Here is a 24,134-nt window from a genome sequence, read left to right as displayed (position 1 = left end):
GCCTTCGCGGGAGAACATGGTATGCAGGTCGAACTCAGCCGAAGAACACTTCGCTGGGATCGCCCTTCGCACGCCCGACCGGATTGCCGCGCAGGAACGGCATTCCCATCAGCCCTTGCGACCAATCCACCGACACCCCCAGATCGCGCGTCCAGTCGTACAGCATGGTCCGCTTGGCGATCCGCCACACGCCCTCGCGCTGCGCCAACTGGTCGATGTAGCGGCCGACGAGAATAACGTCGTGCTCGGCCTCTCCGAAATCGATCCGGTGATAGGCAGTCACATGCGTCTCGACGACCGCCGTCTCGCCCTGCACGTGGATCAGGCTCTGGCCCAGCGTATGCAGCGTCACGGGGATGCTGTCGGCACCGGGCACGACCCACGCCAGATATTCGTCGAACGAGCCGGTGAAGATTCCGAAATTGACGCTCGCATCGGGCCAGAAGCACCCCGAGATGATCCCCGCATCGCGTCGGTCCTCGCCCCGCGCCAAGGCCACGATGCAGGTCTTGATACGGTGATGCGCGATGATTTCCGCCATCTCGGGTGTGTCTGTCATCGGATGCTCCTCGCGCATGGTCGACCCGAGGCTAGTATCCGGACCGCACGATCTCCAGCGCGGACCCGCGTGTATCGGTGCGGCGATATCGCGTGGGCGGCGGGGGTTCGCGCTTGTGCGGGTGGGCCGCAGGTTTACCATTTGACCGAATAACAAGATGGTGAGGTTTGCGATGGGCGTGATGGACATGGAACGACCCGTTCCATTCTCGGTAGAAAATCCCGAACGGATCCCGACGCAGCGTTATTACGACCAGGAATTCTACCGCCTCGAGACCGAGCGCCTGTGGCCGCACGTCTGGCAGATGGCATGTCGCCTCGAACAGATCGCCAATGTCGGCGACTATGTGGAATACACCAACCTCGGCAAATCGGTCATCGTCGTCCAGACCAAAGACGGCGTGAAGGCCTTCCATAACGCCTGTCGCCACCGCGGCGTGCCGTTCGTCGGCGAGGGCGAACACGGCAATTGCAAGACGCCGGGCTTTATTTGCCCCTTCCACGGCTGGCGCTGGAACATCGAGGGCAAGAACACCTTCGTCTATGGACGCCACATGTTCAGCGAGGAGCAACTCGATTCTGCGGACTTGGCCCTGCGCGCCTGCCGGGTCGAGACCTGGGGCGGCTGCGCGTTCATCAATTTCGATGACGACGCACCGTCCTTCCGCGACACGATCGGCCCCGTCACCGATCGGATCGAGGCACATGGCGGCGCCAAGCTGCGCGCGGAATGGTGGTACCAGACGGTCCTGCCAGCGAACTGGAAGGTCGCGATGGAGGCCTTCATGGAAGGCTATCACGTGATGAAGACGCATCCGCAGCTGCAACAGGCCGCGCCAATGCTCTACAACGCGATGTACGGCATGGACACCGGCGGCATCGGCATACCGATCAACCCGAACATGAGCGTACGCGACAACATCAAGGCGCAGATCAAGCATCTCGGACTGCTGAGCGAAGGCATGTCAGGGATGGTCCACGAGAAGGAAGTCGCAATCGCGCGCCAGCTCGCTGACGTCGAACTGCCGGAGGATCCGCAGCAGGCGGTGATGATGTGGTACGGCATGCTGAACCACCAGATCACCGAACAGCTGCGCGCGGCGGGCGAGGACGTACCCGATCTCAACGCGGTCGCGGTATCCGACCCGATCAACGCGGTCGAATTCATCTTCCCGAACTATTTCCTGCTGCCGTTGTTCTCCAGCATGTCGGCCTACCGCATTCGTCCGCTCGGGCCGGAAAGCTGCACCTTCGAGCTCTGGTCGCTGACGCACGTCGCCGAGGGTGCCGAGCATGAGACGGTCATGGAGCCGACCATCCTGCCCTATAACAGCCAGGATTTCCCGCCGATCCCGCGCCAGGATTACGCCAACATTCCGATCCAGCAGAAGGGCCTGCACGCCACCGGCTTCGATTTCATGCGGCTGTCGAAGGACATCGAGGGGCTCATCAGCAACTATAATCGCATCATCGACGGCCATCTGAAGGGTGTCCCCTCCGACAAGCTGGCCAGCGCGACGCATCTGCTCGGCGGCAATTTCGACGGCAAGATCCTCGAACTGGGGTTCTGAAAGCCACGAATCTTCCTGCGTGGCGCGTCACTCGATCGGGCTGGTCTGCGTCCGGCGAGAGCCCGTCTTGGTACGGCATCGCCATGCCGGGCCTGTTCGACAATTATCCCCATCGACATGTGAACCGTGTTTCCCCGCGAAGGCGGGGACCCAGACTGGGCTCCCGCCTTCGCGGGAGAACAGAGCTGCGATGGCAATGTCGGAAAGCGCCTGGATGTCCGATGGAATACCACCGAACTAGACCGGGTGACGCAGCGATTTCTGGTCTACCGATGCCCTCCTCTCCGAGGCGGATATCGACCTGCGCTAGACGAACGCCCCTAATGCGGCCGCATCGAACGACAGCATTGCGGAAACGTCGCCCGCCCGCACCTTGTTCGCCCATGCCGGATCGGTGATCAACGCGCGGCCGACCGCGATCAGGTCGAACTCCCCCCGCTCCATCCGCCGCACCAGTGCATCGAGATCGGTCGGTGCCGAGACCTGGTTCCGGAAGACGCTGATGAAATCGCCCGACAGGCCGACCGAGCCGACGCTGATCGTCGCGGCGCCGGTCAGTGTCTTCGCCCAACCGGCGAAGTTCAGCCCCCCCTCGCCATCGATTTCGGGAAACTCGGGTTCCCAGAACCGCCGCTGCGAACAATGCAGGATATCGACCCCAGCCTCGACTAGGGGCACGAGCCAGTCGGCCATCGCCGCGGGGGTGTGGGCGAGGCGTGCCTTCAGGTCCTGCTGCTTCCACTGGCTCACGCGCAGGATGATCGGATAGTCCGGGCCGACCGCAGTGCGGATCGCGGCGATCACCTCGGCGGCATAGCGCGCGCGCTCACGCAGCGTCGCACCGCCGTAGCGATCGGTCCGCGTGTTGGTGCCGTCCCAGAAGAACTGGTCGATCAGGTAGCCATGCGCGCCGTGGACCTCGATCGTCTCGAATCCGAGCCGTTTCGCATCCGCCGCGGCGCGCGCGAACCCGGCGACGCTGTCGGCAATGTCCTCTTCGGTCATCGCCTCGCCGTGCGGTTCGCCGGGTGCGTGCAGTCCCGACGGGCTCTCGACCGGGGTGTCGCGGTCCCAGTCGGCCGTCTTGCTGATCGCCGACGCCGCATGCCACAATTGCGGACCCATCGCGCCGCCTGCACCGTGGACCGCGTCGATCACCTTCGCCCATCCATCCAGCGCAGCGCCGTGGAAGAACGGCACGCCCGGATCGTTGCGCGCACCGGGCCGGTCGATTACCGTTCCCTCCGACAGGATCAGCCCGACTCCGCCTTCTGCGCGGCGCCGATAATAGTCGACATGCGGTTCGGCGGGGAGGCCACCGTGCGCGAACGATCGTGTCATCGGCGCCATCACGATGCGGTTCCGAAGCATCATCGACTTGCAGGTGAACGGTTCGAACAGGGCGCTCGTATCAGTTTCAGACATTGGCGCTTCATCCTCGTTTTAGGTCGCGAGCTATGCCGATTCCAGCGCTTCGGTGAAGCCGATCCGACCACCGCCCGGCACATATCGCGGGGGCGTGTTGACCCCGTACAGCCCCCGCCCGAAGAGTTCGGCCATCCACTACCGACGCGGGAACCCCATGGCAGAGCACAGCAACAGTCCGGTCCCGAGCACCGAGACGCTCGTCGATATCTATCGGCGGATGATCCGGATCGAACGCAACGATGACACCATCCGCACCGCGATCCGGCGCGGCAAGCTGGTCATGCCCTATTACTCCGCGCGCGGGCAGGAAGTGATCCCCTCGGCGATTTCGACGCTGCTGACCAACGACGACACGATCTGCACGATCTATCGCGGCATCCATGACATGGTCGCCAAGGGCATGCCGCTGCGGCCGCTCTGGGCCGAGATCGCGGGCCGGGTCGACGGCACCTGCAAGGGCAAGGGCGGGCCGATGCACCTGACGCATCCCGAGACCGGCGTGATGGTCACGACCGGGATCGTCGGATCGTCGATGCCGATCGCCAACGGGCTCGCCTGGGCGGCGCAGCTCGATGGCAGCAAGCGCGTCAGCATCGCCTATTTTGGCGACGGTGCGTCGAACATCGGCGCCTTCCACGAGTCGCTCAACCTCGCGTCGCTGTGGAAGCTGCCGGTGGTGTTCGTCTGCCAGAACAACGGCTTTGCCGAACATTCGCGGTATGAGCTGGGCACGTCGGTTGACTTCATCTCGAAGCGCGCGATCGGCTATGGCATGCCGGGCTACACCGTCGACGGCAACGATCCCTGGTCGATGTACGCCGCCGCCTACGAGGCGATCAATCGCGCCCGCGATGGCGAGGGCCCGACGTTGCTGGAGTGCAAGACGTTCCGGTTCCACGGCCACGTTCTGGGCGACGACGACAAATACATGACCAAGGAGGAGAAGGCCGCCGCGATCGCCGACGATCCGCTGCCGAAGTTCCGCGCGCGCCTGCTCGCCGAGGGGCATGCGACCGATGAGCAGCTCACCAAGCTTGCTACCGATATCCAGGCCGAGGTCGAGGACGCGATGGCGTTCGGGTTGGCGAGTGAATATCCGAGCGTGGACGAACTGCGCCGCGATGTGTTCGAGAAGGAGATCGCGGCATGAGCGAGACCGTGAAGATGCACGCCTTCCAGGCGATCAACGCCGCGCTGCACGAGGCGATGGAAGCCGACCCCAAGGTGCTCGTGTTCGGCGAGGACATCGCCGACCCCGAGGGCGGCGGCGTCACAGGCGCGACCGTCGGCCTGTCGACCAAGTTCGGCGGCATGCGGGTAAAATCGACGCCGATCTCCGAACAGGCGATCATGGGCGCCGCGATCGGCGCGGCGCTGGCGGGCTACAAGCCGGTCGCCGAGATCATGCTGATGAACTTCACCACCGTCTGCATGGACATGATCTTCAACCACGCCGCCAAGCTGCGCTTCATGTCGGGCGGGCAGAGCACGGTGCCGATCACGATCCGCACGCTGACCGGCGCCGGCTGGCAGACCGCGGGGCAACACGCCGATCATCTCGAGGGCTGGTTCGCGCATGCCGCCGGGATCAAGGTCGTCGCGCCGTCCAACCCGGCCGAATATAAGGGCCTGTTGCTGTCGTGCATCCAGGATCCCGATCCGTGCATCATCATCGAATCCGCGGGCACCCTGTTCATTCCGGGTGACGTGCCCGTAGACCAGGGTCCGATCCCGCTCGGCGTCGCGCGCGTCGTGCAGGAGGGGACCGACGTCACGATCGTATCGTGGTCGTCGATGGTGGTGCGCAGCCTCCAGGCGCTGCCGATCCTCGCCGAGGCGGGCATTTCGGTCGAGCTGCTCGACCTGCGGACGGTATCGCCATGGGACCGCGAGACAGTGCTGGCGTCGGTCGCCAAGACCGGCCGCTGCGTGGTGGTGCACGAGGCGGTGCGCAGCTTCGGACCGGGCGCGGAGATCGCCGCGACGGTCAACGAGGAATTGTTCGGCCAGTTGAAGGCACCGGTCCGGCGTCTTGGTGCGCCCTATTCGCCGGTTCCGTTCGCCAAGGTGCTAGAGGATGCGTTCCTGGTATCGGTCGACGAGATCGTCGCGGCGGTGACGGAGGTTGCCGGCCAGGGGTGACTATATCGTCTCGGGCAGTCGACTGGTCGTCGTTGATCGGACTTTATCCTTCCTCCGTCATGCCGGGCTTGTTCCGGCATCCACGGTTCCGCAACTGCAGAAGCGTTTGACGTGTGGCACCGTGGACCCCGGAACAAGCCCGGGGTGACGGGGCTTTCCGAACCCGTGTCACAGTAGCTGTTCAGAGGCAGTCAAAGTTCGATCCTCCCCCGCCAGGGGGAGGTGTCGCCGAAGGTGACGGAGGGGGAGGAACGCGCAACGGCGGTTATCGTTTACCTTCCCCTCCGACTGGCAAGTGCCAGCCACCTCCCCCTGGCTGGGGAGGATTTCCCGGATTCGGTCAGGCGGCGGCGTCCAGTGCACACCGTCCGGCTCGCGCCTCCCAATGATCCGCATCGCCGCCCAACACTGCATTCAATGTCGCGCGCTTGAGAAACAGGTGGCAGTGATATTCCATCGTGAGGCCGATGCCGCCGTGCAGCTGGATCGCATCCTCCGCGATCGCGCGGTAGACGTCACAGGCATGCGCCTTCAGCACACCGATCTCGACCAATGTCGCGGCAGGATCGGTGGCGCGGGCCCAGAACAGCGCCTCGGCCGCGGACAGCCAGGTCCTCATGTCCGCCACACGGTGCTTGAGCGCCTGGAACAGCGCCAGCGGACGACCGAACTGATGGCGCATTTTGAGATACTCGATCGTCAGGTCGAGGATCGCCGCCGCGCCGCCGAGCGAGTCGCCTGCGATCGCGACCAGCAGCTGCGCTTCGAGGCGGCGGGCGAGCGCCGTCGCCGCGTCGCCCGTTGCCAGCGTGATGCCGTCGCCATGAACGACGACATCGGACAATCGCCGCGTCTTGTCCCAGCTGTCGCGCGCCGTGATTGTCGCACCCTCGAGCGCGACCAGCGCGATACGACCGGGTGCGACGACGAGCACGTGGCTTGCCTTATCCGCATCGGGGACGCAGTCGAGCCGCTCGCCGAGCGACAGCGACGCCGTCATCACCTCGCCGGCCATCGCCCGCGCGAGCAGATCGTCGCGCCCTTCAAAATCGTCCACGGCGCCCAGCGCCTCGATCACCAGCATCTGCGCGATCATCGGCCCGGGCACCAGCGCGCGGCCGAGCTCGGTGTGGATCACGCCCGCCGCCTCGCCGCCGAGACCCAGGCCGCCCCGCTCCTCGGGCACGGTCATCGTCAGCCAGCCCATCTCGGCGACCAAGCCCCAGCTCTTGCCGGCATCGGGCGCAAGGCCGCCTTCGCCGAACGCCTGGCGCGCGGCATCCTGCAGCTCGGCACGGGTCATGCTCATCGTACCGTCTCCAGCGTCCAGCTTTTTGGTTCGCGGGGCATACCGAGCAGACGTTCGGCGATGATGTTGCGCTGCACCTCGTCGCTGCCGCCGGCGATCGTCCAGGCATAGCTGTTCATGAAATCGGCCATCCAGTTGCCCGTCTCCATGCCGCCGCCGAACACGATCGGCTCGTGATACTGCGCCTGAAGCCCGCCGGTCCGCAGCCCGAGCGACGTGAACTCACGCAGCGTCCGCGAATAGGACAGCTTGACGAGCGAGGCGTCGCCGACGCGTTCCTCGCCGGCGATCCGGTTCGCGAGGAACTGGTCCGCGAGCGCACAGGTCGCGTCGATCTTCGTCGCCAGCCGACCGAAGTCGCGCACGATTCCGGCATCGTGTTCACGCCCGCCCGCCCGGATCAGGTCGGCGATTCGCCACAGCGCGCCGCGCATCCGGGCGCTCAGTTCGAGCAAGGTCAGCCCGCGCTCGGACGACAGCGTCGACTGCGCGACCGCCCAGCCCTGCCCCTCCTCGCCGAGCCGATCGGCAACCGGCACCTCGACCTCGTCGAGGAACAGTTCGGCGAACTCCTCGTCGCCGTGAATCTGGTGGATCGGCCGCGCGGTGACGCCCTTGGTTTTCAGATCGAGCAGCAGATAGGTAAGCCCGGCCTGCTTGGCGCCTTCGCTCGATGTGCGGACGAGCAGCAGGCACTGATCGGCGAACTGCCCCATCGTCGACCACAGCTTCTGGCCGTTGACGACATAGACGTCGCTCCCGTCGCGCGTGACCCGTTCGGCGCGCGTCCTTACGCCGGCGAGATCGGAGCCGGCATTGGGCTCGGAAAAGCCCTGGCACCAGATCTCGCCCTCCAGGATGCGCGGGATGTAGCGCGCTTGTTGCTCGGCGCTGCCCCATTCGAACAGCGTGCTGGCGGCGTGATAGGTCGACATGAACGACAGCAGCAGCCGCGGCGTGTCGGCGCGCGCGAGCTCCTCGTAGATTACCTTCTGCTCGGCGAGACTGCGCCCGCCGCCCGGCCATTCCGCCGACCAGTGCGGCACCGCATAGCCGCCCGCCGCCAGCTTCGCGAACCAGTCGCGTTGCGTCGCGAGGAAGCCTTCATGCGTCGTGCAGGTCGCACGCCAGTCCTTCGGCGCCTTTGCCGCGAGCCACGCGCGAAAATCGTACCGCAATATCTCAAGCGCGTCGGTCAATTCCGCCTCCCAGACTGTCCCCGATGCTAGGCAGTATTTTCGGCGATGGCCGCAAGCGACGGGGGACGTCTCCGCGCATATATCGGGAAGGCGATGTGCCTACGGGTGCGTCTCAGACCGCGATCTCGATCCGTCCCTCGGTGATGCGCAAAGGAAACGTCGCGATCGGGTCGGTCGCGGGCAGGCTCAGCGCCTCGCCGGTTTCGAGATCGAATTTCGCGCCGTGCGCCGGGCACGCGATCCAGCCCCACCGGACGCGGCCGCACGTCAGCGCCTGCTCCGCGTGCGAACACTGGTTTGCAACCGCGAAAAGCCGCCCGCCGTGATGGACGATCAGGATCGATCGCCCGCCGACTTCGACGGCCTTGACGGTATCGGGCGCGACGTCGGCTTCGAGCGCGACGCCAGTGTAGGCGGGCGTATAGGCGGGGTCTGTCATCACCGCTGAATGTGTGCAGGCTTTCCCCCGTTGCACAATATCGCGGCATATCACCCCGGCGGTCTTTTGCGGTCCGACCTGTTCGGGTGTGGCCGGGTGGATTAGCCCGTATCCTTCCAATGCCCGCGAGAACAGCCGCATGAATTTCGACTGGACCGAACAGGAAGCCGCCTTCCGCCAGCGCCTGCAGGATTTTTTAGGCGCGACGTTGCCGGGCGACTGGGAGTGCTTCTCGCAACACGGGCCTGCATCGCCCGCACTGACCGACTATGCGCGCGAGTTCTGCGGGACGCTCGCCGAACAGGGCATGCTGACGCCGCACTGGGCGAAGGAGATCGGCGGCGCAGGGCTCGATCCGTGGCATCAGACGATCCTCGCCGAAGAGATGTGGATCGCCGGCGAACCGCGCGGTGGCCAGTACATGAACGTCAACTGGATCGGGCCGACGCTGATCCGCTATGGCTCGCCCGAACAGCGCGAGCGCTATCTGCCGCCTATCGTGGAGGGACGGGCATTGTGGTGCCAGGGCTTTTCCGAGCCGGGCGCCGGTTCCGATCTCGCCTCGCTGCGCACGCGCGCGGTGCTCGACGGCGAGAATTACCGCGTCACCGGGCAGAAGATCTGGACCAGCTATGCGGGGCTCGCCGACACCTGCTTCCTGGTCTGTCGCACCAGCGACGATCGGAAGAAGGGCATCTCGATCCTGCTGGTGCCGATGGACACGCCGGGCATCACCGTACGCCAGATCCCGTCGCTGATCGGCGAGGGCGATATCCACGAGGTGTTCTTCGACGACATGGTCGTGCCAGCCACGGCGCGTCTTGGCGACGAGGGCGAGGCGTGGTCGATCATCGCCTATTCGCTGACCAACGAACGGCTCGGCATTCCGCGCTACTCGCTGGCGCGCGCGGCGCTCGATCGCGCGGTCGCGGTATTGAAGGCGCAGGGTGGCTGGACCGGCGAAGCGGTGAGGATCGAGGCCGCACAGTGTCTCGCGCTGTGCGAGGCGGCGCGGATGGCAAGCTATGCGATCGTATCGGCGCGCGCGCGAAGCGAAGCGGTAGGCGCGGAATCATCCTCCGCGCGGTTCGCGACGATCATGGCGGAACGTCGAGTGGCCGAGTTCGTCGTCGAGTATTTGCCCGAAGCACTGGCCGACGCGCATCCGTATCTCAAGATGCATCACCAGCGCGGGATCGTCGCGGGGATCGCGGCGGGTGCGGCGGAAATCCAGCTCAACATCATCGCCAGCGACGTCCTCAAACTCCCCAGAGAACCCCGTTGAGCCCCCCGTTTGAAAGCGAGCCGCGCTGATGGACCTGTCCCCTAGCCCCGATCAGGTCGCGATCCTCGACGCGGTCGACTCGCTCGCCAAGCCTTATGCAAGCGTACCGTTGCACGACGTCAGCCTTGCGCTGGTCAGCGATACGCTCGACCGCGAACTGGCCGAGGGCGGTTTCCTCGATATCGCGTTCGATCCTGACCTCGGCCCCGTATCGGCGGCTTTGATCGTCGAGCGGCTAGCGCGGCTGCCGTTCGCGATCGAGGCGGCGATAAGCGCACTCGTCCGCCCGCTGTTCGGTATCGAACTCCCGCGGCCCTTCTGTCTGCTCGAGGTGGACAAGGCGACGCGACCGATCCGTTTCCTCCAGGCTGGGGCGACGGTGATCGTGGTCGGCGCCGACCGCGTTTCGAGTTTCGTCGCGGCGGCGGATCAGGTCCGTAGCGAAGACAGCCTGTTCGCCTATCCGATGGCGACGTTGCTGGTCGATCCGGTCGCTGTGACGACGACGGTGCACGACGTCTCGCCCGACGAGGTAAAGACACGCTGGCGTATCGCGATCGCGGCCGAGGCGGCAGGACTGCTGGTGGCGGCGCTCGACAGCGTGGCGGGCTACGTCACCGATCGGCAGCAATTCGGTCGCCCGCTCGCCACGTTTCAGGCGCTGCGTCACCGGTTGGCGGAGGCGCAGGTTCGTACCAACGGCGTGTACTGGCTAGCGGTGAAGGCCGCCGGTACGCTCGATGCGGGCGATGCCGCACTCGCCGCGCTGCACGCACAGGAAAGCGCCCGTGCCTGCGTCTATGATTTCCACCAGTTTCTCGGCGCGATGGGGATGACGCTGGAGCATCCGCTGCATCTGTGGACCTACCGGCTGAAGGCGCTGGCGAGCGATCTCGATGGCCGCGGCGGACAGGCGCTGGCAGCGGCGGACGCCGTCTGGGGACAGAAAGCCGGGCTCTCGGAAAGGTGACCCCGGCACGCTAACCGCGGCGCAGCGCTGCCATTTTATCGGGGTCGAGCAGCTTCCACATGCCGTCCGCCGATGCCAACGTGCGCTCCCCCGTCATGATGAGCCCGCGCATGAAGACGATCTGCGACGTGCGGCGGACCAGTTCCGGGCGGCAGGTCAGGAAGCTGCCGATCGGTGCGCTCGCGGTGAACTGCATCTGCAACTGGAGCGTCACGCAGTCGCGCGTGTCGGCGGCATCAACCACGCCCATGCCGAGCGCGATGTCGGCAAAGGTCATCAACACGCCGCCATGGACCGTGCCGACATAGCCGTTGCCGTGGCGCTCCTCCCCCAGCAGACCGACGACACGCACGCCGTCCTCGCGGCGGACCCAATAGGGCCCAGCGGTCTCATTGAAATGCGTACCGGCGAGGAGCGTCCAACCGTCCGCTTCGAGTTGTGCGGCTTCGGTGCTCACGCTGGCCCCGTCACACCTGGTTATCGAGACCCGCGGCATGCTTGGCCGCGACATAGCCGAAGGTCAGCGACGGTCCGATACTTGATCCCGCGCCAGGATAGACGCCGCCCATCACCGACGCGGTCGAGACGCCGGTCGCGTACAGCCCGGCGATTGGCGCGCCATCCGCGCGGACCACGCGGCCGTGCACGTCGGTCACCACGCCACCATAGGTGCTGACGTCGCCCGGCACGATCGGCACCGCGTAGAACGGCGCCTTGGCGATGCTGCCGAGCGCGCGGACGGGGCCGTGATACGGATCGCCGAGCCATTCGTCATAGGCACGCTCGCCACGGTGGAAATCCTCGTCGCGCCCCTGCGCGACGAAGCCGTTCCAGCGGTGGACGGTGTTGCCCAGCACCGCCGGATCGATGCCGATGCTGGTCGCCAGTGCTTCGATCGTGTCGGCAGTGTGAAGATAGTTCGCGTCGGCCCACCCCTTGGGGATCTTCTTGTCGATCCACTTGCCGGCGACCTGGTAGTTTTCGACATACTCGCGGTCGAGGATCGCCCAGCTCGGCACCGCGGGCACGGTCTTGTTCCGCTCGACCATCGTCTCGCAATAGAGTTCGTAACTGCCGCCCTCGTTCATGTAGCGCACCCCCGACTGGTCGACGAGGATCGCGTGCGGCTTGCCGGTCAGGCTCTGGCCCGGCGGGGTGACATACGCCCCCTCCCAGCCCGGCGAGAGCGTGGTCTGATAGCCGACCATCTGGTCCATCTGCGCGAGCACGCCGCCGATCCGCGCCATTTCCCGGTGGAGTTCGCCCTTGTCGCCCTCGTTGGTCAGCGACCAGGCCGCCTGCGTGCCGGGCATGTGTTCGTCGCGCATCGCCTGGTTCTGCGCGAAGCCACCCGCGTTGACGAGCACGCCCAGTTTAGCACCGATCCGCTTCGCCACGCCGTCGACGGTTGCCACGACCCCGGTCACCGCGCCGTCCTCGACGATCAGTTCGGACACCGGCGCCTCGGTGCGGAACTGGACACCAGCCGCCAGTGCGGCCTTGAGCATGCGGCCCTGCAACGCCGCGCCGGCCGCGACGTAATGCTTACCGGTGATCCGCGTCCAGATCGTTTTGAAGATCAGGGCGCGCGTCGATCTCTTGAGCGCCGGATCGCGGCGGACGTAAGCGAGCTTCATTCCGTCGTCGAGCTTCACGGGTACTTCGAGAAAGCCTTTGCGGAGCTTCGTCGCCCATAGCCCGAGCTCCTTCTTGTCGAACGGCTTGGCGACGACGGTGCGGCTCGTCTTACAGCCACCGGGAAGCTCGTCGTAATAATCAGGCCAGAATTTCGACCCGCGCTCGAGCTCGACGCCCTGGTCGACGAGGAAGTCGATCATCCGGTACGCCTGGTTGACATAGGCGAGGCGCTTGTCGTGACCCGAGCCGGGCAGGTCGGCGCACGCGGCATCGAGATAGGTGATCCCCGCCTCGACGCTGTCCTGTTCGCCGTCAGCCTTGAGGAAGCGGTTGTTGGGGACCCAAATGACGCCGCCGGACTTCGCGGTGGTGCCGCCGACGAACGCCGATTTCTCGAGAATCAGCACCGATTTGCCTGCGGTGCGCATGACCAGCGCGGACGCCATCGATCCTGCCCCGCTGCCGACGACCACCCAGTCGAACGTCTCTTCGAACGCGCTCATACCGTCTCTCCTTGCCCGAGATAGACCCGCGCGGCGGGGGTGGCACAAGAGCTATCGCCCCGGCGGCAGACGCATATCGCCCCCGCGTGATATGCCGCCTGACACGAGGAGACGTCGCCGATGGACCTGCCAGAGTTCGAAACCATCCTGCTGGAACGCCGCGACCGGCTGCTGGTCGTGACGCTCAACCGTCCCGAGGCGATGAACGCGGTCAACCTCGCGCTGCACGACGAACTGCCCGAGGCACTGGCCTTCGCCGCGCGCGATCCGGGATCGGACGTCGTGCTGCTGACCGGCAGCGGCAAGGCGTTTTCGGCGGGCGGCGACATCGCGCACATGGAGCATAATGCGGCCAATCCGGATCTGTTCGACCACGAGGCGCGGCAGGCCAAGCGGATCGTGTTCGCCATGCTCGACATCGAGAAGCCGGTGGTGTGTCGGATGAACGGCCACGCGATCGGGCTCGGCGCGAGCATCGCGTTGCTGTGCGACGTAATCTTCGCCGCGGAGGGAGCGAAGATCGGCGATCCACATGTCGGGATCGGGCTGGTCGCGGGCGATGGCGGCGCGGTGATCTGGGCGCAGCGGATCGGGCTGACGCGCGCAAAGGAATATCTGCTGACCGGCGACCTGCTGACCGCGCGCCACGCGGCCGAGATCGGGCTGATCAACCACTGCCTTCCTGCCGATGAGCTCGACGCGGCAGTCGACGCGTTCTGTGCCAAACTTCTCGCCGGCGCGACCAACGCGATCCGATGGACCAAGGTGCTCACGAACATGGAGCTCAAGCGGATCGCCGGCGCAGTGATGGAAGCCGGCATAGCCTATGAATCACTCAGCGTCCGCAGCGCGGATCACCGCGAAGGCATCGCCGCGTTGAAGGCGCGACGCGCACCCGATTTCAGCGGGCGGTGAGCATCGCCTTCGTCAGTCCCAGCGCATGGTCGAGATCACCCTGCGCGGAGGGGATCGCGCGGCGGTAACCGGCAAAACCGTGGATTGTCCCGACCGCCTCGTGGAACACCGTCGGCACGCCGGCGAGCGCGGTCTTGGCGGCATAGGCGCGGCCCTCGTCGCGCAACGGATCGAGCCCGGCGGTGACGACGATCGTCGGCGGCATGCCCTGCTGGTCGGCGAGCAATGGCGAGTTGCGGTGATCGCTGGCATCGGCGGCGTAATGCTGGTCGAACATCCGCATATCGGCGGCATCGAGGCCGTAACCCGCGGCAAAGGTGGCTGCGGACGGATAGTCCTGGCTGTGGTTGACCGCGGGGTAGAAGGTCAGTTGCAGGATCACGGGCACCGCCGCGAGTGCATCGCGTAGCGCAAGCGCGGTGACGATCGCCAGGTTGCCGCCCGCACTGTCGCCGCACAGGATCAGCCCGGTGACCTCGCGGCCGAACATCGCGCCGTTTGCGGCGATCCAGCGCGCCGCGGCCTCGCCGTCGTCCGGTGCGGCGGGCCAGGGGTTTTCGGGAGCGAGGCGGTATTCGACCGAGACGACCGGCAGGTCCAATTGCCGCGCGATCTCCGCGGCAAGGCCTGCGTGCGAATCGATGGAGCCTGCCGCATAGCCGCCGCCGTGATAGAAGACGACGACCGGCCCCGCCCCGCGCTCGATCCGTGGATCGAACAGCCGCAGCGCGATATCGCCGCTCGGTCCCGGCATGACCAGGTCGCGGACCTCCCCGAGGTCCCCGACCGGATTGTCTGCGGACATCTCGGGCGGCATCACCATGCCGCGGATCGACGCGAGGAACTCCGCGGTAAACGCGGGTCGGGGGTTCGCCGCCATCATGTCGAGGAAGGCGCGGACGTCTGCACGGACGAAGGGTTCGGTCATGGCGGGCTCCTGTCAGGCGATGTCGGCGACGGCGATCCAGCGGCGTTCGGCGCTCGATACGCGGATCGCCTCCTGGATGCGCTCGATCTCCAGGGCACGAGCGAAATCGGGTGATGGGCTTTCGCCGCCCTGGATCGCAGCGATCATGTGTTGCATCGACAGGGCCATCGGGAAACTCGGCTGCGGATCGCTCTGCCAGTCGAGTGCGATGCCGGGTACGGATTTGAACGCATCGGGGATGTCGATCGGCGCGACGGCCCCGCCGATCTGTCCACCCTGCAGCGTGCAATCACGAGACGTCGGGAAAGTCGGCGATGCCGCGACCAAGCGGCCCCCATCGCCGAACACGTCGATCGACCAGCCATCGTGCAGCGGCATGCTCCAGCTGATCTGCATCTGCATCGTCAGACCGCTCGCGAACCGGAGGATGACGTTGGCGAAGTCGGTCGTCTCGGGAACGATGCGGCTACCATCCTCGAACGCCCATTCGCGCAGCACCTGGCTGTCGTCGGCGACGAGTTCCGCGATCGGACCCAACAGATGGAGCAACATGTACAACGCGTGGCTGCCGTTGTTGCGGACGGCGCTGACGCCCTGCCCGGCTTCGGCGAACCAGTTGTACGGGAACTGGCGCGAAGGGCGGTTGAACAGCGAGATGTTGAAATGGCACGTCCCGCCGAGCGGTCGGCCGACATAGCCCGCATCGACCATCGCCTTCATCTGCCGGTGCGCGGGGATCCACTGTGCGAACGCATCGACCACGCCGACGCTGCCGCTTGCACGCCACGCGGCATCGATCGCCTTGGCGCCGGCCCAGTCGGGTGCGTGCGGGCTCGAATTATAGACGTGCTTGCCGCTCGCCAGCGCCGCGAGCACCATCGCCTTGCGGAGCGACGGCCGGGTGCCGCAATCGACGATGTCGATATCGGGATCGGCGCACATCGCCGCAGCGTCCCAGAACGGCCGGGCGATGCCGAGCCGCGAGGCAGCGGCCCTCGCGGTTTCCTCGCGCGACGTGCAGATCGCGGTGACCTCGACGCCCGGGATCGCGCGCCATGCAGGGAGATGCGCGAACGCACCCCACGCCGCGCCGATGATCCCGACGCGGAGCGTCACTCGATCCGGCCGAGTACCGTGCCGACCTCATAGGTCTCCCCGACCTCGGCGATGATCCGCAGCGTGCCGCTGGCCGGGGCCTCGACCTCGTTGGTCGATTTGTCCGCCTCGAGCGAATAGAGCGGATCGCCTTCCTTCACCTCGGCGCCATCCTCGACCAGCCATTCGGCGATCTGCGCCTCGGTCATCGAAAAGCCGAGCTTGGGAAGCAGGATGTCGGTGGCCATGATGTCGGTCCTCAAGGTCTGGCGTAAAACGCGAAGTCGTTTGCGTAGCGCGCGGGCCGGGCCCGGCAATTGGGAAAAGCGGCGGCCACCCCGCGATATCGTCGGCACGATCCGGGGCTGCTCGATGGGCACGTCAATACCCGCGCGTATCCGTCCAGTCGTCGGTCTCGCCGGGCTTGTAGGTCTTGCCGGGAATCTTGCCGGACGCGGTCTTGAGGTCGAAGCCGATCCGGTCCGCGCCGCCCTCGATCGCGACACCGAACGACGACAGCGCCCAGCTCGTCATCACGTAATGCCCGATCGAGAAGACCAGATCCATCATCTGCCGCCGGTCGAGAAAGCCGCTCAGTTCGGCCCAGGTCGCATCGCTCAGCGTGCCGTCGTCGATCAGCTCGCCGACCGATCGCAAAACCGCCGCATCCTGCGCGCTCCAGTTGCCGCCCTCGGGAAAATCGCGGATCGCCGCGATGTCCTCCAGCGTCAGGCCTGCGTTGAGGCCGTAGCCGACATGGTTGTGCCATTCGTACGCCGACTTCACGCGCCACGCGACGCGCAGGATGATGAGCTCGAGGTACCGCGTCGACAGCGTGTTCGCCATCAGCAGATGCTTGCCCCAGACGTTGTACGCCTTGCCCAGCTCCGGGTGGTTGCCCATCACCATCATCACGTTGGTCTTTGAGCCCTCCTCCCACGCGTTCGGCTCGCCCCAGAAGGCGAACACGTCGCGCGCGGCGTCGGTCCATTCGGCGCGCGGCAGCGGCAGGATGCGGGGCTCGATAGGCGCTTCGGTATCGCTCATGGTCTCTCCGATCGTTCGTGTCTTCGTGCTGGCTTCACCGCGGTGGCAGCCCCTCGAACAGGATCGCACGGTACTTCGCCGCACGGTGCCGATCGGGGATCGCAGCCTGATATTCGGGGCTGTCGTACCACGCGCGGGCGGCGTCGGCGGTCGGGAACTCCAGCAGGATGATCCCGTCCGGAGTCTCGCCCTCGAACGCCTCCGCCGCGCCGTACACGGCAAGCGGCTTGATCCCGTATCGCTCGACGAACACCGCCGCATTGGCCCGGTTCGCCGCGCCATAGGCCGCGAACGCCGCGGCATCGACGACCGGGTCCTCGCGGATGAAGATCATATAGGCGGGCATCGATGTCGCTCCCTCAATGCACGGACGCGAGCGTCTTGCCCGACGCGCCGCCCCAGCCGCCCGCCGCTGCGAAATCATGCCGACAGGTGCGGCTCGCGAGATAGGCCAGCAACGTGCTCGGCACGCCCGCGAGCAACACCCAGCGCATCGCCATGCCGAGTGACGCCTCGCCATAATAGGGGTGGAGCATGTCGCTCAACCAGCCGACGAACACCGGCCCGCCACCCAGGCCAACGACCTGGATCGTGACCATCAACAGCGCCACGGCGGTCCCGCGCGACCGCGACGGCACGAGGCCGGTCACCATCGCCATCAGCGGCGATGCGGACAGCCCGCCACTTAGCAACGTGAGCCCGAACAGCGGGAATACCGAGCTGCTCGGCCCGGTCAGGATGAACCAGCCGATCGACGCGGATATCGCACCGCCGAGCGCGATGATCCAGGGATACCAGCGCAGGTCGCGCCGCCCGAGAAAATCGGCGAGCGGCCCGCCCAGCGTGTGGCCGATCGCCGAGCCCGCCAGCAGCGCGAGCCCGAGCTGCATGCCCGCGACATTGGCCGGCACGCCGTGCGATCGCTCCATGAACGCCGGCGCCCAACTGACCAGGCCCAGTGTCAGCAGCGCGTTCAGCGCGGCGGCAAGGATCAGCGGCGGCAGCGTCCGGATCGCCAGCAGCTCGCGGATCGTCTGCCCGAACGGCAGTGCCACGCTCCTGGTCGCGGCGATGCCGTCGGCGAGACCCGGACGCGGATCGCGCAACGTGAACCACACCAGCGGCGCGAGGATGAAGCCGGGAATGCTCGCGAACATCAATGCCGCGCGCCAGCCATATTCGTGCGTCAGCCACCCGCCCAGTGCCGGCCCGAGGAACGTGCCCAGCGACGTACCCAGCAGGAAGATCGACAGCGCGGTGCCGCGTTGCTTGATCGGGAACAGGTCGGCGATCCACGACTGCGACGGCGGCGTGAACGCGCCCTCGCCCAGCCCGATCCCGGCCCGCCCGATGAGCAAGGTCCAGAACCCCTTCGCAGTCCCGCACAACAGCACGGCGGTGCTCCAGATGACGGCGGAAACCGCGACGATCTTGCGCTTCGATCCGCGGTCCGTAAGCCGACCGACGGGTATGACGACGAGCAGGTAGACGACGGTGATCGCCAGGTCCTTGATCATCGAGATCGCGAAGTCGCTCAGGCCGAACTCGCGGCGGATCGGCTCGACCATCACGACCAGCATGTAGCGCTCGCCGATCTCCGATGCCGACAGCAACAGCATGATGAGCAGGAAATAGGACCGGTAGGCGAGCCCCGGCAGAGCGTCCGGCACGGTTTCCGGCGGTTCGGGCGGTAACGATTCCTGGTCGGCCATGCGCAAATCCTCGCCTCGTCACGAGCGCGATCCTGGGCGCTCCGCGGCACGCCGCGTTGCATCGCGGCTGTGTCGCTGGTGGGTGTACGAGTGTTTGCGGGCGGTTGGCACGCGCTGGCAACGACCCGGCGCCAACGATCGCTTCGGCGATGCCATCCCGCCGCTAAGGCGGTTCCGTCCCGCTGCTAAGGCGGTGCCGTGCGACCGTTACGGCCCGAGATAGCCGATCGTCCCCTGTTGCGGATCGGGCGAGTCCGCGCGCCAGCGGACCGACCCGAACGGGCGCTCCAGGCGGCGCCGGACCCGCTTGGGGATATCCTCGGTGATGAACGCATCGGCGCTCGCCTGCGCCTCGAGGTCGGCCTGCGTGAATCGTTCGCGGGTACGGAGGTAATCGCTCCAGGTCGGGAACTGATAGCGCTCGGTCCAGAGTTCGGGATCGCCGATATCGCGCGACAGCGACCAGTTGAAGCCGCCGTTGCGCAGCCGCGACCGCTGCACCTTCCGCATCGCATCGTAGAACGGCCGGGCAAGGTCGGCCCCGACGCGGTAGTCGACCTCGATCACGACCGGACCCGACCGCATCGTCAACGCCATCGCGACTTCGGGCTCATGGACGATCTCGACCGACTCGACTCCCGACAGCACCGTCAGCGGCAGCGGAAACACGAAGGCGAGCAGCGGCGTAAGGCACAGCGCGATGCCAGATGCCATCACCGCGACGTCGACCGCCCAATGGTTCGCGACGATCCCCCAGAACACCGATCCGATCGCGATGCCGCCCGTCAACGCGGACGAGAACAGCGACAGCGCGCGCGCCGTTACCCAGCGCGGTGCGGCGAGCTGGACCGAAATGTTGAACATCGCGATCGTGACGATGCTCGCCGCGCCCGCGACGAACAGCCCGGCGCACGTCAGCGGGACCGATCGGCTCAACCCGACCACGACCAGCGCGACGCCGCCGATCAGCGCCATAAGCCGGCTTGCGGCCTCGTTGCTCATCCGCTCGCTGATCCAGCCGACGGCGAGCGCACCCATCACCGCGCCGACGCCGCTCGATCCCAGCAGGATGCCGTAGGTACTCGCATTGCCACCGAGCATCGTCTTCGCGATGAGCGGTGCCAACGCCGCCGACGACGCGCCGGCCAGGCCGAACATGAACGCACGGACCAGCACGGTGCGGACCGATCCCGAATGCAGCGCATAGCGCGCGCCGGTGACGATCGCGCGGTCGATCCGCTCGGGTGGCAGGCGCGACGGCACGTGCCGCCGGTTCCACAGATAGAAGGCGATCAGCAGCGGCAGATAGCAGAGCGCGTTGATCGCGAACGCCGCCTTGGCCCCCGCCGCGAGCACGATCAACCCGCCCAACGCCGGCCCGAAGCTGCGCGCGACGTTGTAGCTGATAGATCCGAGCGCGATCGCGGCGGGCAGCTGCGCGGGCGGCACCTGCTCGCTGATCGATGCCTGCCACGACGGACTATACAGCGCGACCCCGGCGCCGATCAGCGAACAGAAGGCGAGCAAGACCCACGGGCTGGTCAGCCCCGCCCACGCCAGCGTCGTGAGCAACGCACCGCATACCGCGGAGAACGCCAGTCCGGTCATCGCGATGCGTCGCCGGTCGAACATGTCGGCGACCGCCCCCGCCGGCACCGCGACCAGCATCAGCGGCAGCATCAACGCAGTCTGGACCAGCGCGACGAGGCTCGCCGACGAGGTCAGCCGGGTCATCTCCCAAGCCGCGCCGACGCCCAGGATAAGCTGCCCGAAATTGGAAAGCACGCTGGTCAGCCAGATGCGCCGGAACACCGTCTCGCGCAGCGGTTCGAATGCACCGCCCCGCCCGCGTCCGTTCTCGCCTGCCGTTTCCGTCCCGCTCTCAGCGTGCATCTGCGGCCCTCTCCGTCATGGAAAGCCGTGGTATCGGCGATGATTGCGGGTGGGAAGCAAAGACGCCCGACAGATCGCCGTCGCGATTGCCACGGACTGGCGCCGCGTGTTTCGCCATGCGATATCGGTCCGGAACGCCGGAGCCGCCGCTTGTCGCGACCGTCCCGCACAGAGGAAGACGATCATGGCCGATGCCTATATCATCGACGCCGTCCGCACCCCGCGCGGCGTCGGCAAAGCTGCCGCGAACGGAAAGAAGGGCGGCGCCTATGCAGGCATGCACCCGCAACATCTCGCCGCCGCGGTGCTCGTCGCGCTGAAGGAGCGCAACCATATCAGGACCGAAGATGTCGACGACATCATCTGGGGCACTAGCGCGCAGGTCGGTCTGCAGGGCGGCGATATCGGCCGGATGGCCGCGCTCGATGCAGGCTATGACCCGCGTGCCAGCGGGGTGACGCTCGATCGTTTCTGTGGCTCAGGGATCACCGCGACGACGCTGGCCGCCGCGCAGATTATGGCGGGCATGGAAGACTTGGTCATCGCCGGCGGCACCGAGATGATGAGCCATGTCGTCGAATACGGCGGCAGGCTGCGCGAGGCGAAGGTCAACGCGGCGAGTGGTCTCGGCACGGGCAATGCGCGGTTGCAGGCAAAGCATCCGCAGACTAACCAAGGCGTCGCGGCCGATGCGATCGCGGCGATGGAAGGCATCAGCCGCGCAGACCTGGAGCAATTCGGCGCCGAGAGCCAGCGCCGCGCCGCGCTCGCGATCGCCGAGGGACGTTTCGACCGGTCGACCGTGATGGTCAGCGACGACGACGGCAACGTGTTGCTCGATCATGAGGAATACCCGCGGCCGGACACGACGGCGGAGAGCCTCGGCCAGCTCAAGCCGGCGTTCGCCGCGTTCTACGACATGCCCTCCAGCAAGGACGGCCCGACCTTCAAGCAACTGATCAACCAGCGCTATCCCGGTCTCGCGTTCGAACCCGTCCATCATGTCGGCACGTCGTCCGGCGTGGTCGACGGCGCGGCGGCGATCCTGCTCGCCTCGAAGGATTATGCCGACAAGCAAGGCTGGACGCCGCGCGCGCGGATCGTCGCGACCGCCAATGTCGGCGACGATCCGACGCTGATGCTCAACGGTCCCGTCCCGGCCGCGAGGAAGGTCCTGGCGAAGGCCGGGCTGACTGTCGCCGATATCGACGTGTTCGAGGTCAACGAGGCATTCGCCGTGGTCGTCGAGAAGTTCATCCGCGACCTGGGGCTCGATCGTGCCAAGGTGAACCCAAATGGCGGATCGATAGCGCTTGGCCACCCGATCGGCGCGACCGGCGCGGTGCTGATCGGCACGGCACTCGACGAACTCGAACGGACCGGCGGACGCTATGGTTTGATCACGATGTGCGCCGCTGGCGGCATGGCACCAGCGATCATCATCGAACGAGTCTGATCGCTTGGCCACGCTTCTGAAACCCAAAGCTCGCGCCAAGGAACCGATCAACGTCCGCCGCGCGCTGTCGCTCAAGATGACGGTGACCGCGCGGCAGATGCACAAGCGTTTCGATCAGAGCGTCGCGGATATCGGCGTGACGCGGTCGCAATGGACGCTGATCGCGGTGGTCTCGCGGCACCCCGGCGTGACGCAGCGCGAGGTGGCCGAAACGCTCGAAATGTCCGAGGCGTCGGTCGGAAGGCTGATCGACCGACTGTGCAGCGACGGGATGCTCGTCCGCCAGCCGAAGGAAGACGACCGTCGCGCCCATTGCATCCACCTGACCGACGCGGCGAGCACGCTGCTCGACAAGATATCCGGCGTGGCGATGATCCACGAGGAAGCGATCTTCGCAGGGTTCGACGCGGACGATATCGCGCGGCTGGAGACGTATCTGGACAAGATCGCGGTCAATATCGCTGCAATGCGGTAGGATTGGGGGCGGCCATTGCCGTCGGTTTGGCCTCCTCCCCGTTTAACGTAGTCACTGCCGCTTCTTTGCTCTCCCGCGAAGGCGGGAGCCCAGTCTGAGTCCCCGCCTTCGCGGGGAAACAATCTTCACGTGTCGTAGACTACGAAACGACGGAACCGTGCGGCGGAAAGTCGTACGCTCGCCCCCTACGCCTTCTCGCCGCTCCAAACGAAAAAGGGCACCGCGACAAACCGTCGCGATGCCTTTTTCGATGTCGCGCTCGATCAGCGGCGCGTCATAAGGTCCTTCTTGGTCAGGCTCGTCTCGATGTGCCCATCGACGTCGCTGAGCGTATCGCTCGGCACGGTGATGAGCTTGCCATCGAGCAGGATCTGCGGCGCGCTGCCGGCATCGAGCTTGTAGATCGCGGCCAGCTTCTTGCCGCCAGTGCTGTAGAGCATCTTGCCGACGACGGGCACGGCCGAAGGCACAGCCTTGACGGGCACTGCGACCTCATCGGCGAACGCCGGGACGGCAGGCGCCAGAGCGGCGAAGGCGAGAATCAGGGCGAACTTCTTCATGACTTTTGCTCCCAGGCGAAACGAAAACTTTGATGACGGTGCGGATCCTAATCCGCAATAATGCTAAGCTAGGTTAGCAGTTTGCCGTTGTCAAGCCTTTCGATGCCGCAGCGCACAAAGTTTGCCAGCCTTTCACGTCATCTCTTTCCTATCGCGGCGGCATCCGGATCGCGCCGTCGAGGCGGATCGTCTGCGCGTTGAAATAGGTGTTGCGGACCAGCTCCATCACCAGGCTGGCGAACTCCTCGGGCTTGCCGAGTCGCTTGGGGAACGGCACCGATGCATTCAGACTGTCCCACATCGGCGGGTTCAGTTCCCTGAAGCGCAGCATCGGCGGCGTCGCGAAGATGCCGGGCATGATCGCGTTCACGCGGATGCCGAGGTCCATCAGGTCGCGCGCCATCGGCAGCACCAGGCCGTTCACCCCTGCCTTGAGCGATCCGTAACAGATCTGTCCCACCTGCCCGTCCTGCGCCGCCGCGCTCGATGTCAGCACGATCGTGCCGCGCTCGCCGTCCTTGAGCGGGTCGAGCCCCGCCATCCCTAGCGCGGCGATCGACGCCATCCGGTAGCTTGCGACGAGTATGCCCTCAGCCGACAGCGCGTAATCCTCGGTCGAAAGCCGCTTGTATCCGCCCGTTGCCTTGTCCTTGCTGACGGTCTTGCCACCCTTCGCGACCATCGCGCAGTGGACGAGGACACGCTCCTGCCCGTTCGCGGCGCGTGCCGCCTCGACCCCGGCGAGCGCGCTGTCTTCCGAGGTTATGTCGACCTTGAAGAATTTTGCGCCGATCTCGTCGGCGATCCGCTCGCCATCGGCGCTGATATCGAAGATCGCGACGTTCACGCCGGCGGCAATCAACGCCTGCGCAGTGGCGAGCCCCAGTCCCGATGCACCGCCGGTAACGATGGCGGACAGCGATGTGTCGATCTTCACGGCATCTCTCCCAATGGGCGCCGCGCACCGGCGCGGCATTGCACCGGCTATCGACAGCGTTTCGGGCTTCATCA

At 66.2% G+C, this 24,134-nt stretch carries 24 protein-coding genes; 8 read left to right on the top strand and 16 right to left on the bottom strand.

Annotated features, from left to right (window positions below; translation table 11 throughout):
- Positions 1-34 precede the first annotated feature (34 nt).
- Entirely contained in the window at positions 35-559 is a 525-nt protein-coding gene (locus tag AC3D24_RS20220) for a nuclear transport factor 2 family protein (protein WP_489032867.1), read from the bottom strand.
- Positions 560-746: 187 nt separating this feature from the next.
- Here AC3D24_RS20220 and AC3D24_RS20215 point away from each other — a divergent pair, with 187 nt between their 5' ends.
- Positions 747-2,129, top strand: a complete 1,383-nt coding sequence (locus tag AC3D24_RS20215) for an aromatic ring-hydroxylating oxygenase subunit alpha (RefSeq protein WP_489032866.1) — start codon at positions 747-749, stop codon at positions 2,127-2,129.
- Between the two features lie 306 nt (positions 2,130-2,435).
- Here the strand turns inward: AC3D24_RS20215 and AC3D24_RS20210 are convergent, their stop codons facing one another.
- Positions 2,436-3,554 carry an NADH:flavin oxidoreductase gene (locus tag AC3D24_RS20210; RefSeq protein WP_489032865.1) on the bottom strand — a complete coding sequence of 373 codons (1,119 nt, stop codon included), beginning with the start codon at positions 3,552-3,554 and terminating at the stop codon, positions 2,436-2,438.
- A gap of 157 nt (positions 3,555-3,711) precedes the next feature.
- Here AC3D24_RS20210 and AC3D24_RS20205 point away from each other — a divergent pair, with 157 nt between their 5' ends.
- Together AC3D24_RS20205 and AC3D24_RS20200 are read left to right on the top strand one after the other, a co-directional pair.
- Positions 3,712-4,707, top strand: coding sequence for a thiamine pyrophosphate-dependent dehydrogenase E1 component subunit alpha (locus AC3D24_RS20205; protein ID WP_489032864.1), 996 nt, complete (start codon positions 3,712-3,714; stop codon positions 4,705-4,707).
- Positions 4,704-5,699, top strand: coding sequence for an alpha-ketoacid dehydrogenase subunit beta (locus AC3D24_RS20200; RefSeq protein ID WP_489032863.1), 996 nt, complete (start codon positions 4,704-4,706; stop codon positions 5,697-5,699). Before AC3D24_RS20205 ends, AC3D24_RS20200 begins: the two co-directional genes overlap by 4 nt.
- A 340-nt stretch (positions 5,700-6,039) precedes the next feature.
- On the opposite strand, the gene AC3D24_RS20195 is transcribed toward AC3D24_RS20200, so the two are convergent.
- The 3 genes from AC3D24_RS20195 to AC3D24_RS20185 all read right to left on the bottom strand — a co-directional run bounded on the left by AC3D24_RS20195 (position 6,040) and on the right by AC3D24_RS20185 (position 8,646).
- On the bottom strand, positions 6,040-7,008 hold the full coding sequence (locus AC3D24_RS20195; protein ID WP_489032862.1) for an acyl-CoA dehydrogenase family protein: 969 nt from the start codon (positions 7,006-7,008) through the stop codon (positions 6,040-6,042).
- Positions 7,005-8,207 (bottom strand): acyl-CoA dehydrogenase family protein, encoded by a 1,203-nt coding sequence (locus AC3D24_RS20190; RefSeq protein ID WP_489032861.1) that lies wholly within the window; start codon positions 8,205-8,207, stop codon positions 7,005-7,007. Before AC3D24_RS20190 ends, AC3D24_RS20195 begins: the two co-directional genes overlap by 4 nt.
- A 112-nt stretch (positions 8,208-8,319) precedes the next feature.
- Positions 8,320-8,646, bottom strand: coding sequence for a Rieske (2Fe-2S) protein (locus tag AC3D24_RS20185; RefSeq protein WP_489032860.1), 327 nt, complete (start codon positions 8,644-8,646; stop codon positions 8,320-8,322).
- A gap of 139 nt (positions 8,647-8,785) precedes the next feature.
- Here AC3D24_RS20185 and AC3D24_RS20180 point away from each other — a divergent pair, with 139 nt between their 5' ends.
- Both AC3D24_RS20180 and AC3D24_RS20175 read left to right on the top strand, forming a co-directional pair.
- Entirely contained in the window at positions 8,786-9,931 is a 1,146-nt protein-coding gene (locus tag AC3D24_RS20180; protein WP_489032859.1) for an acyl-CoA dehydrogenase family protein, read from the top strand.
- 28 nt (positions 9,932-9,959) lie between these two features.
- Positions 9,960-10,901, top strand: coding sequence for an acyl-CoA dehydrogenase family protein (locus AC3D24_RS20175; protein WP_489032858.1), 942 nt, complete (start codon positions 9,960-9,962; stop codon positions 10,899-10,901).
- A gap of 10 nt (positions 10,902-10,911) precedes the next feature.
- On the opposite strand, the gene AC3D24_RS20170 is transcribed toward AC3D24_RS20175, so the two are convergent.
- Both AC3D24_RS20170 and AC3D24_RS20165 read right to left on the bottom strand, forming a co-directional pair.
- Positions 10,912-11,358: a PaaI family thioesterase gene (locus AC3D24_RS20170; RefSeq protein WP_489032857.1), complete on the bottom strand. Its 447-nt coding sequence runs from the start codon at positions 11,356-11,358 to the stop codon at positions 10,912-10,914.
- Between the two features lie 10 nt (positions 11,359-11,368).
- Positions 11,369-13,042, bottom strand: a complete 1,674-nt coding sequence (locus AC3D24_RS20165) for an FAD-dependent oxidoreductase (protein WP_489032856.1) — start codon at positions 13,040-13,042, stop codon at positions 11,369-11,371.
- 120 nt (positions 13,043-13,162) lie between these two features.
- On the opposite strand from AC3D24_RS20165, the gene AC3D24_RS20160 reads away from it, so the two are divergent.
- Positions 13,163-13,957, top strand: a complete 795-nt coding sequence (locus AC3D24_RS20160; protein WP_489032855.1) for an enoyl-CoA hydratase/isomerase family protein — start codon at positions 13,163-13,165, stop codon at positions 13,955-13,957.
- On the opposite strand, the gene AC3D24_RS20155 is transcribed toward AC3D24_RS20160, so the two are convergent.
- The 7 genes from AC3D24_RS20155 to AC3D24_RS20125 form a co-directional block, all read right to left on the bottom strand.
- Positions 13,944-14,885 carry an alpha/beta hydrolase gene (locus AC3D24_RS20155; protein ID WP_489032853.1) on the bottom strand — a complete coding sequence of 314 codons (942 nt, stop codon included), beginning with the start codon at positions 14,883-14,885 and terminating at the stop codon, positions 13,944-13,946. The genes AC3D24_RS20160 and AC3D24_RS20155 overlap by 14 nt on opposite strands.
- A 12-nt stretch (positions 14,886-14,897) precedes the next feature.
- The gene (locus AC3D24_RS20150; RefSeq protein ID WP_489032852.1) at positions 14,898-16,001 is read right to left on the bottom strand and encodes a Gfo/Idh/MocA family protein; all 1,104 of its coding nucleotides are present in this window, start codon (positions 15,999-16,001) and stop codon (positions 14,898-14,900) included.
- A complete protein-coding gene (locus AC3D24_RS20145; RefSeq protein ID WP_093400235.1) occupies positions 15,998-16,228 on the bottom strand; it encodes a biotin/lipoyl-containing protein in 231 nt (76 codons plus the stop codon). Before AC3D24_RS20145 ends, AC3D24_RS20150 begins: the two co-directional genes overlap by 4 nt.
- 133 nt (positions 16,229-16,361) lie before the next feature.
- A complete protein-coding gene (locus tag AC3D24_RS20140; RefSeq protein WP_489032849.1) occupies positions 16,362-17,027 on the bottom strand; it encodes a carboxymuconolactone decarboxylase family protein in 666 nt (221 codons plus the stop codon).
- 34 nt (positions 17,028-17,061) lie between these two features.
- Positions 17,062-17,373 carry a DUF1330 domain-containing protein gene (locus AC3D24_RS20135; protein WP_489032847.1) on the bottom strand — a complete coding sequence of 104 codons (312 nt, stop codon included), beginning with the start codon at positions 17,371-17,373 and terminating at the stop codon, positions 17,062-17,064.
- A gap of 13 nt (positions 17,374-17,386) precedes the next feature.
- Positions 17,387-18,739, bottom strand: coding sequence for a spinster family MFS transporter (locus tag AC3D24_RS20130; protein WP_489032846.1), 1,353 nt, complete (start codon positions 18,737-18,739; stop codon positions 17,387-17,389).
- Between the two features lie 207 nt (positions 18,740-18,946).
- Positions 18,947-20,632 carry an MFS transporter gene (locus AC3D24_RS20125; protein ID WP_489032845.1) on the bottom strand — a complete coding sequence of 562 codons (1,686 nt, stop codon included), beginning with the start codon at positions 20,630-20,632 and terminating at the stop codon, positions 18,947-18,949.
- 184 nt (positions 20,633-20,816) lie between these two features.
- On the opposite strand from AC3D24_RS20125, the gene AC3D24_RS20120 reads away from it, so the two are divergent.
- Positions 20,817-22,088 carry an acetyl-CoA C-acetyltransferase gene (locus AC3D24_RS20120; protein WP_489032844.1) on the top strand — a complete coding sequence of 424 codons (1,272 nt, stop codon included), beginning with the start codon at positions 20,817-20,819 and terminating at the stop codon, positions 22,086-22,088.
- A gap of 4 nt (positions 22,089-22,092) precedes the next feature.
- Positions 22,093-22,563, top strand: a complete 471-nt coding sequence (locus AC3D24_RS20115) for a MarR family winged helix-turn-helix transcriptional regulator (protein ID WP_489032843.1) — start codon at positions 22,093-22,095, stop codon at positions 22,561-22,563.
- A 263-nt stretch (positions 22,564-22,826) separates the two neighbouring features.
- On the opposite strand, the gene AC3D24_RS20110 is transcribed toward AC3D24_RS20115, so the two are convergent.
- A complete protein-coding gene (locus AC3D24_RS20110; RefSeq protein ID WP_489032841.1) occupies positions 22,827-23,123 on the bottom strand; it encodes a hypothetical protein in 297 nt (98 codons plus the stop codon).
- A 148-nt stretch (positions 23,124-23,271) separates the two neighbouring features.
- On the bottom strand, positions 23,272-24,060 hold the full coding sequence (locus AC3D24_RS20105; protein ID WP_489032840.1) for an SDR family oxidoreductase: 789 nt from the start codon (positions 24,058-24,060) through the stop codon (positions 23,272-23,274).
- Positions 24,061-24,134 lie beyond the last annotated feature (74 nt).

Source organism: Sphingomonas sp. SL1004 (genome assembly GCF_057815015.1).
Note: the sequence above shows the minus strand (reverse complement) of the source record. Positions and strands in the feature narration are given on the sequence as shown.

Excerpts from the sequence above, each read along its gene's own strand:
- AC3D24_RS20220 (WP_489032867.1), bottom strand. The coding sequence starts at position 559 with ATGACAGACACACCCGAGATGGCGGAAATCATCGCGCATCACCGTATC.
- AC3D24_RS20215 (WP_489032866.1), top strand. The coding sequence starts at position 747 with ATGGAACGACCCGTTCCATTCTCGGTAGAAAATCCCGAACGGATCCCG.
- AC3D24_RS20210 (WP_489032865.1), bottom strand. The coding sequence starts at position 3,554 with ATGTCTGAAACTGATACGAGCGCCCTGTTCGAACCGTTCACCTGCAAG.
- AC3D24_RS20205 (WP_489032864.1), top strand. The coding sequence starts at position 3,712 with ATGGCAGAGCACAGCAACAGTCCGGTCCCGAGCACCGAGACGCTCGTC.
- AC3D24_RS20200 (WP_489032863.1), top strand. The coding sequence starts at position 4,704 with ATGAGCGAGACCGTGAAGATGCACGCCTTCCAGGCGATCAACGCCGCG.
- AC3D24_RS20195 (WP_489032862.1), bottom strand. The coding sequence starts at position 7,008 with ATGAGCATGACCCGTGCCGAGCTGCAGGATGCCGCGCGCCAGGCGTTC.
- AC3D24_RS20185 (WP_489032860.1), bottom strand. The coding sequence starts at position 8,646 with ATGACAGACCCCGCCTATACGCCCGCCTACACTGGCGTCGCGCTCGAA.
- AC3D24_RS20180 (WP_489032859.1), top strand. The coding sequence starts at position 8,786 with ATGAATTTCGACTGGACCGAACAGGAAGCCGCCTTCCGCCAGCGCCTG.
- AC3D24_RS20175 (WP_489032858.1), top strand. The coding sequence starts at position 9,960 with ATGGACCTGTCCCCTAGCCCCGATCAGGTCGCGATCCTCGACGCGGTC.
- AC3D24_RS20165 (WP_489032856.1), bottom strand. The coding sequence starts at position 13,042 with ATGAGCGCGTTCGAAGAGACGTTCGACTGGGTGGTCGTCGGCAGCGGG.
- AC3D24_RS20160 (WP_489032855.1), top strand. The coding sequence starts at position 13,163 with ATGGACCTGCCAGAGTTCGAAACCATCCTGCTGGAACGCCGCGACCGG.
- AC3D24_RS20155 (WP_489032853.1), bottom strand. The coding sequence starts at position 14,885 with ATGACCGAACCCTTCGTCCGTGCAGACGTCCGCGCCTTCCTCGACATG.
- AC3D24_RS20145 (WP_093400235.1), bottom strand. The coding sequence starts at position 16,228 with ATGGCCACCGACATCCTGCTTCCCAAGCTCGGCTTTTCGATGACCGAG.
- AC3D24_RS20140 (WP_489032849.1), bottom strand. The coding sequence starts at position 17,027 with ATGAGCGATACCGAAGCGCCTATCGAGCCCCGCATCCTGCCGCTGCCG.
- AC3D24_RS20135 (WP_489032847.1), bottom strand. The coding sequence starts at position 17,373 with ATGCCCGCCTATATGATCTTCATCCGCGAGGACCCGGTCGTCGATGCC.
- AC3D24_RS20130 (WP_489032846.1), bottom strand. The coding sequence starts at position 18,739 with ATGGCCGACCAGGAATCGTTACCGCCCGAACCGCCGGAAACCGTGCCG.
- AC3D24_RS20125 (WP_489032845.1), bottom strand. The coding sequence starts at position 20,632 with ATGCACGCTGAGAGCGGGACGGAAACGGCAGGCGAGAACGGACGCGGG.
- AC3D24_RS20120 (WP_489032844.1), top strand. The coding sequence starts at position 20,817 with ATGGCCGATGCCTATATCATCGACGCCGTCCGCACCCCGCGCGGCGTC.
- AC3D24_RS20110 (WP_489032841.1), bottom strand. The coding sequence starts at position 23,123 with ATGAAGAAGTTCGCCCTGATTCTCGCCTTCGCCGCTCTGGCGCCTGCC.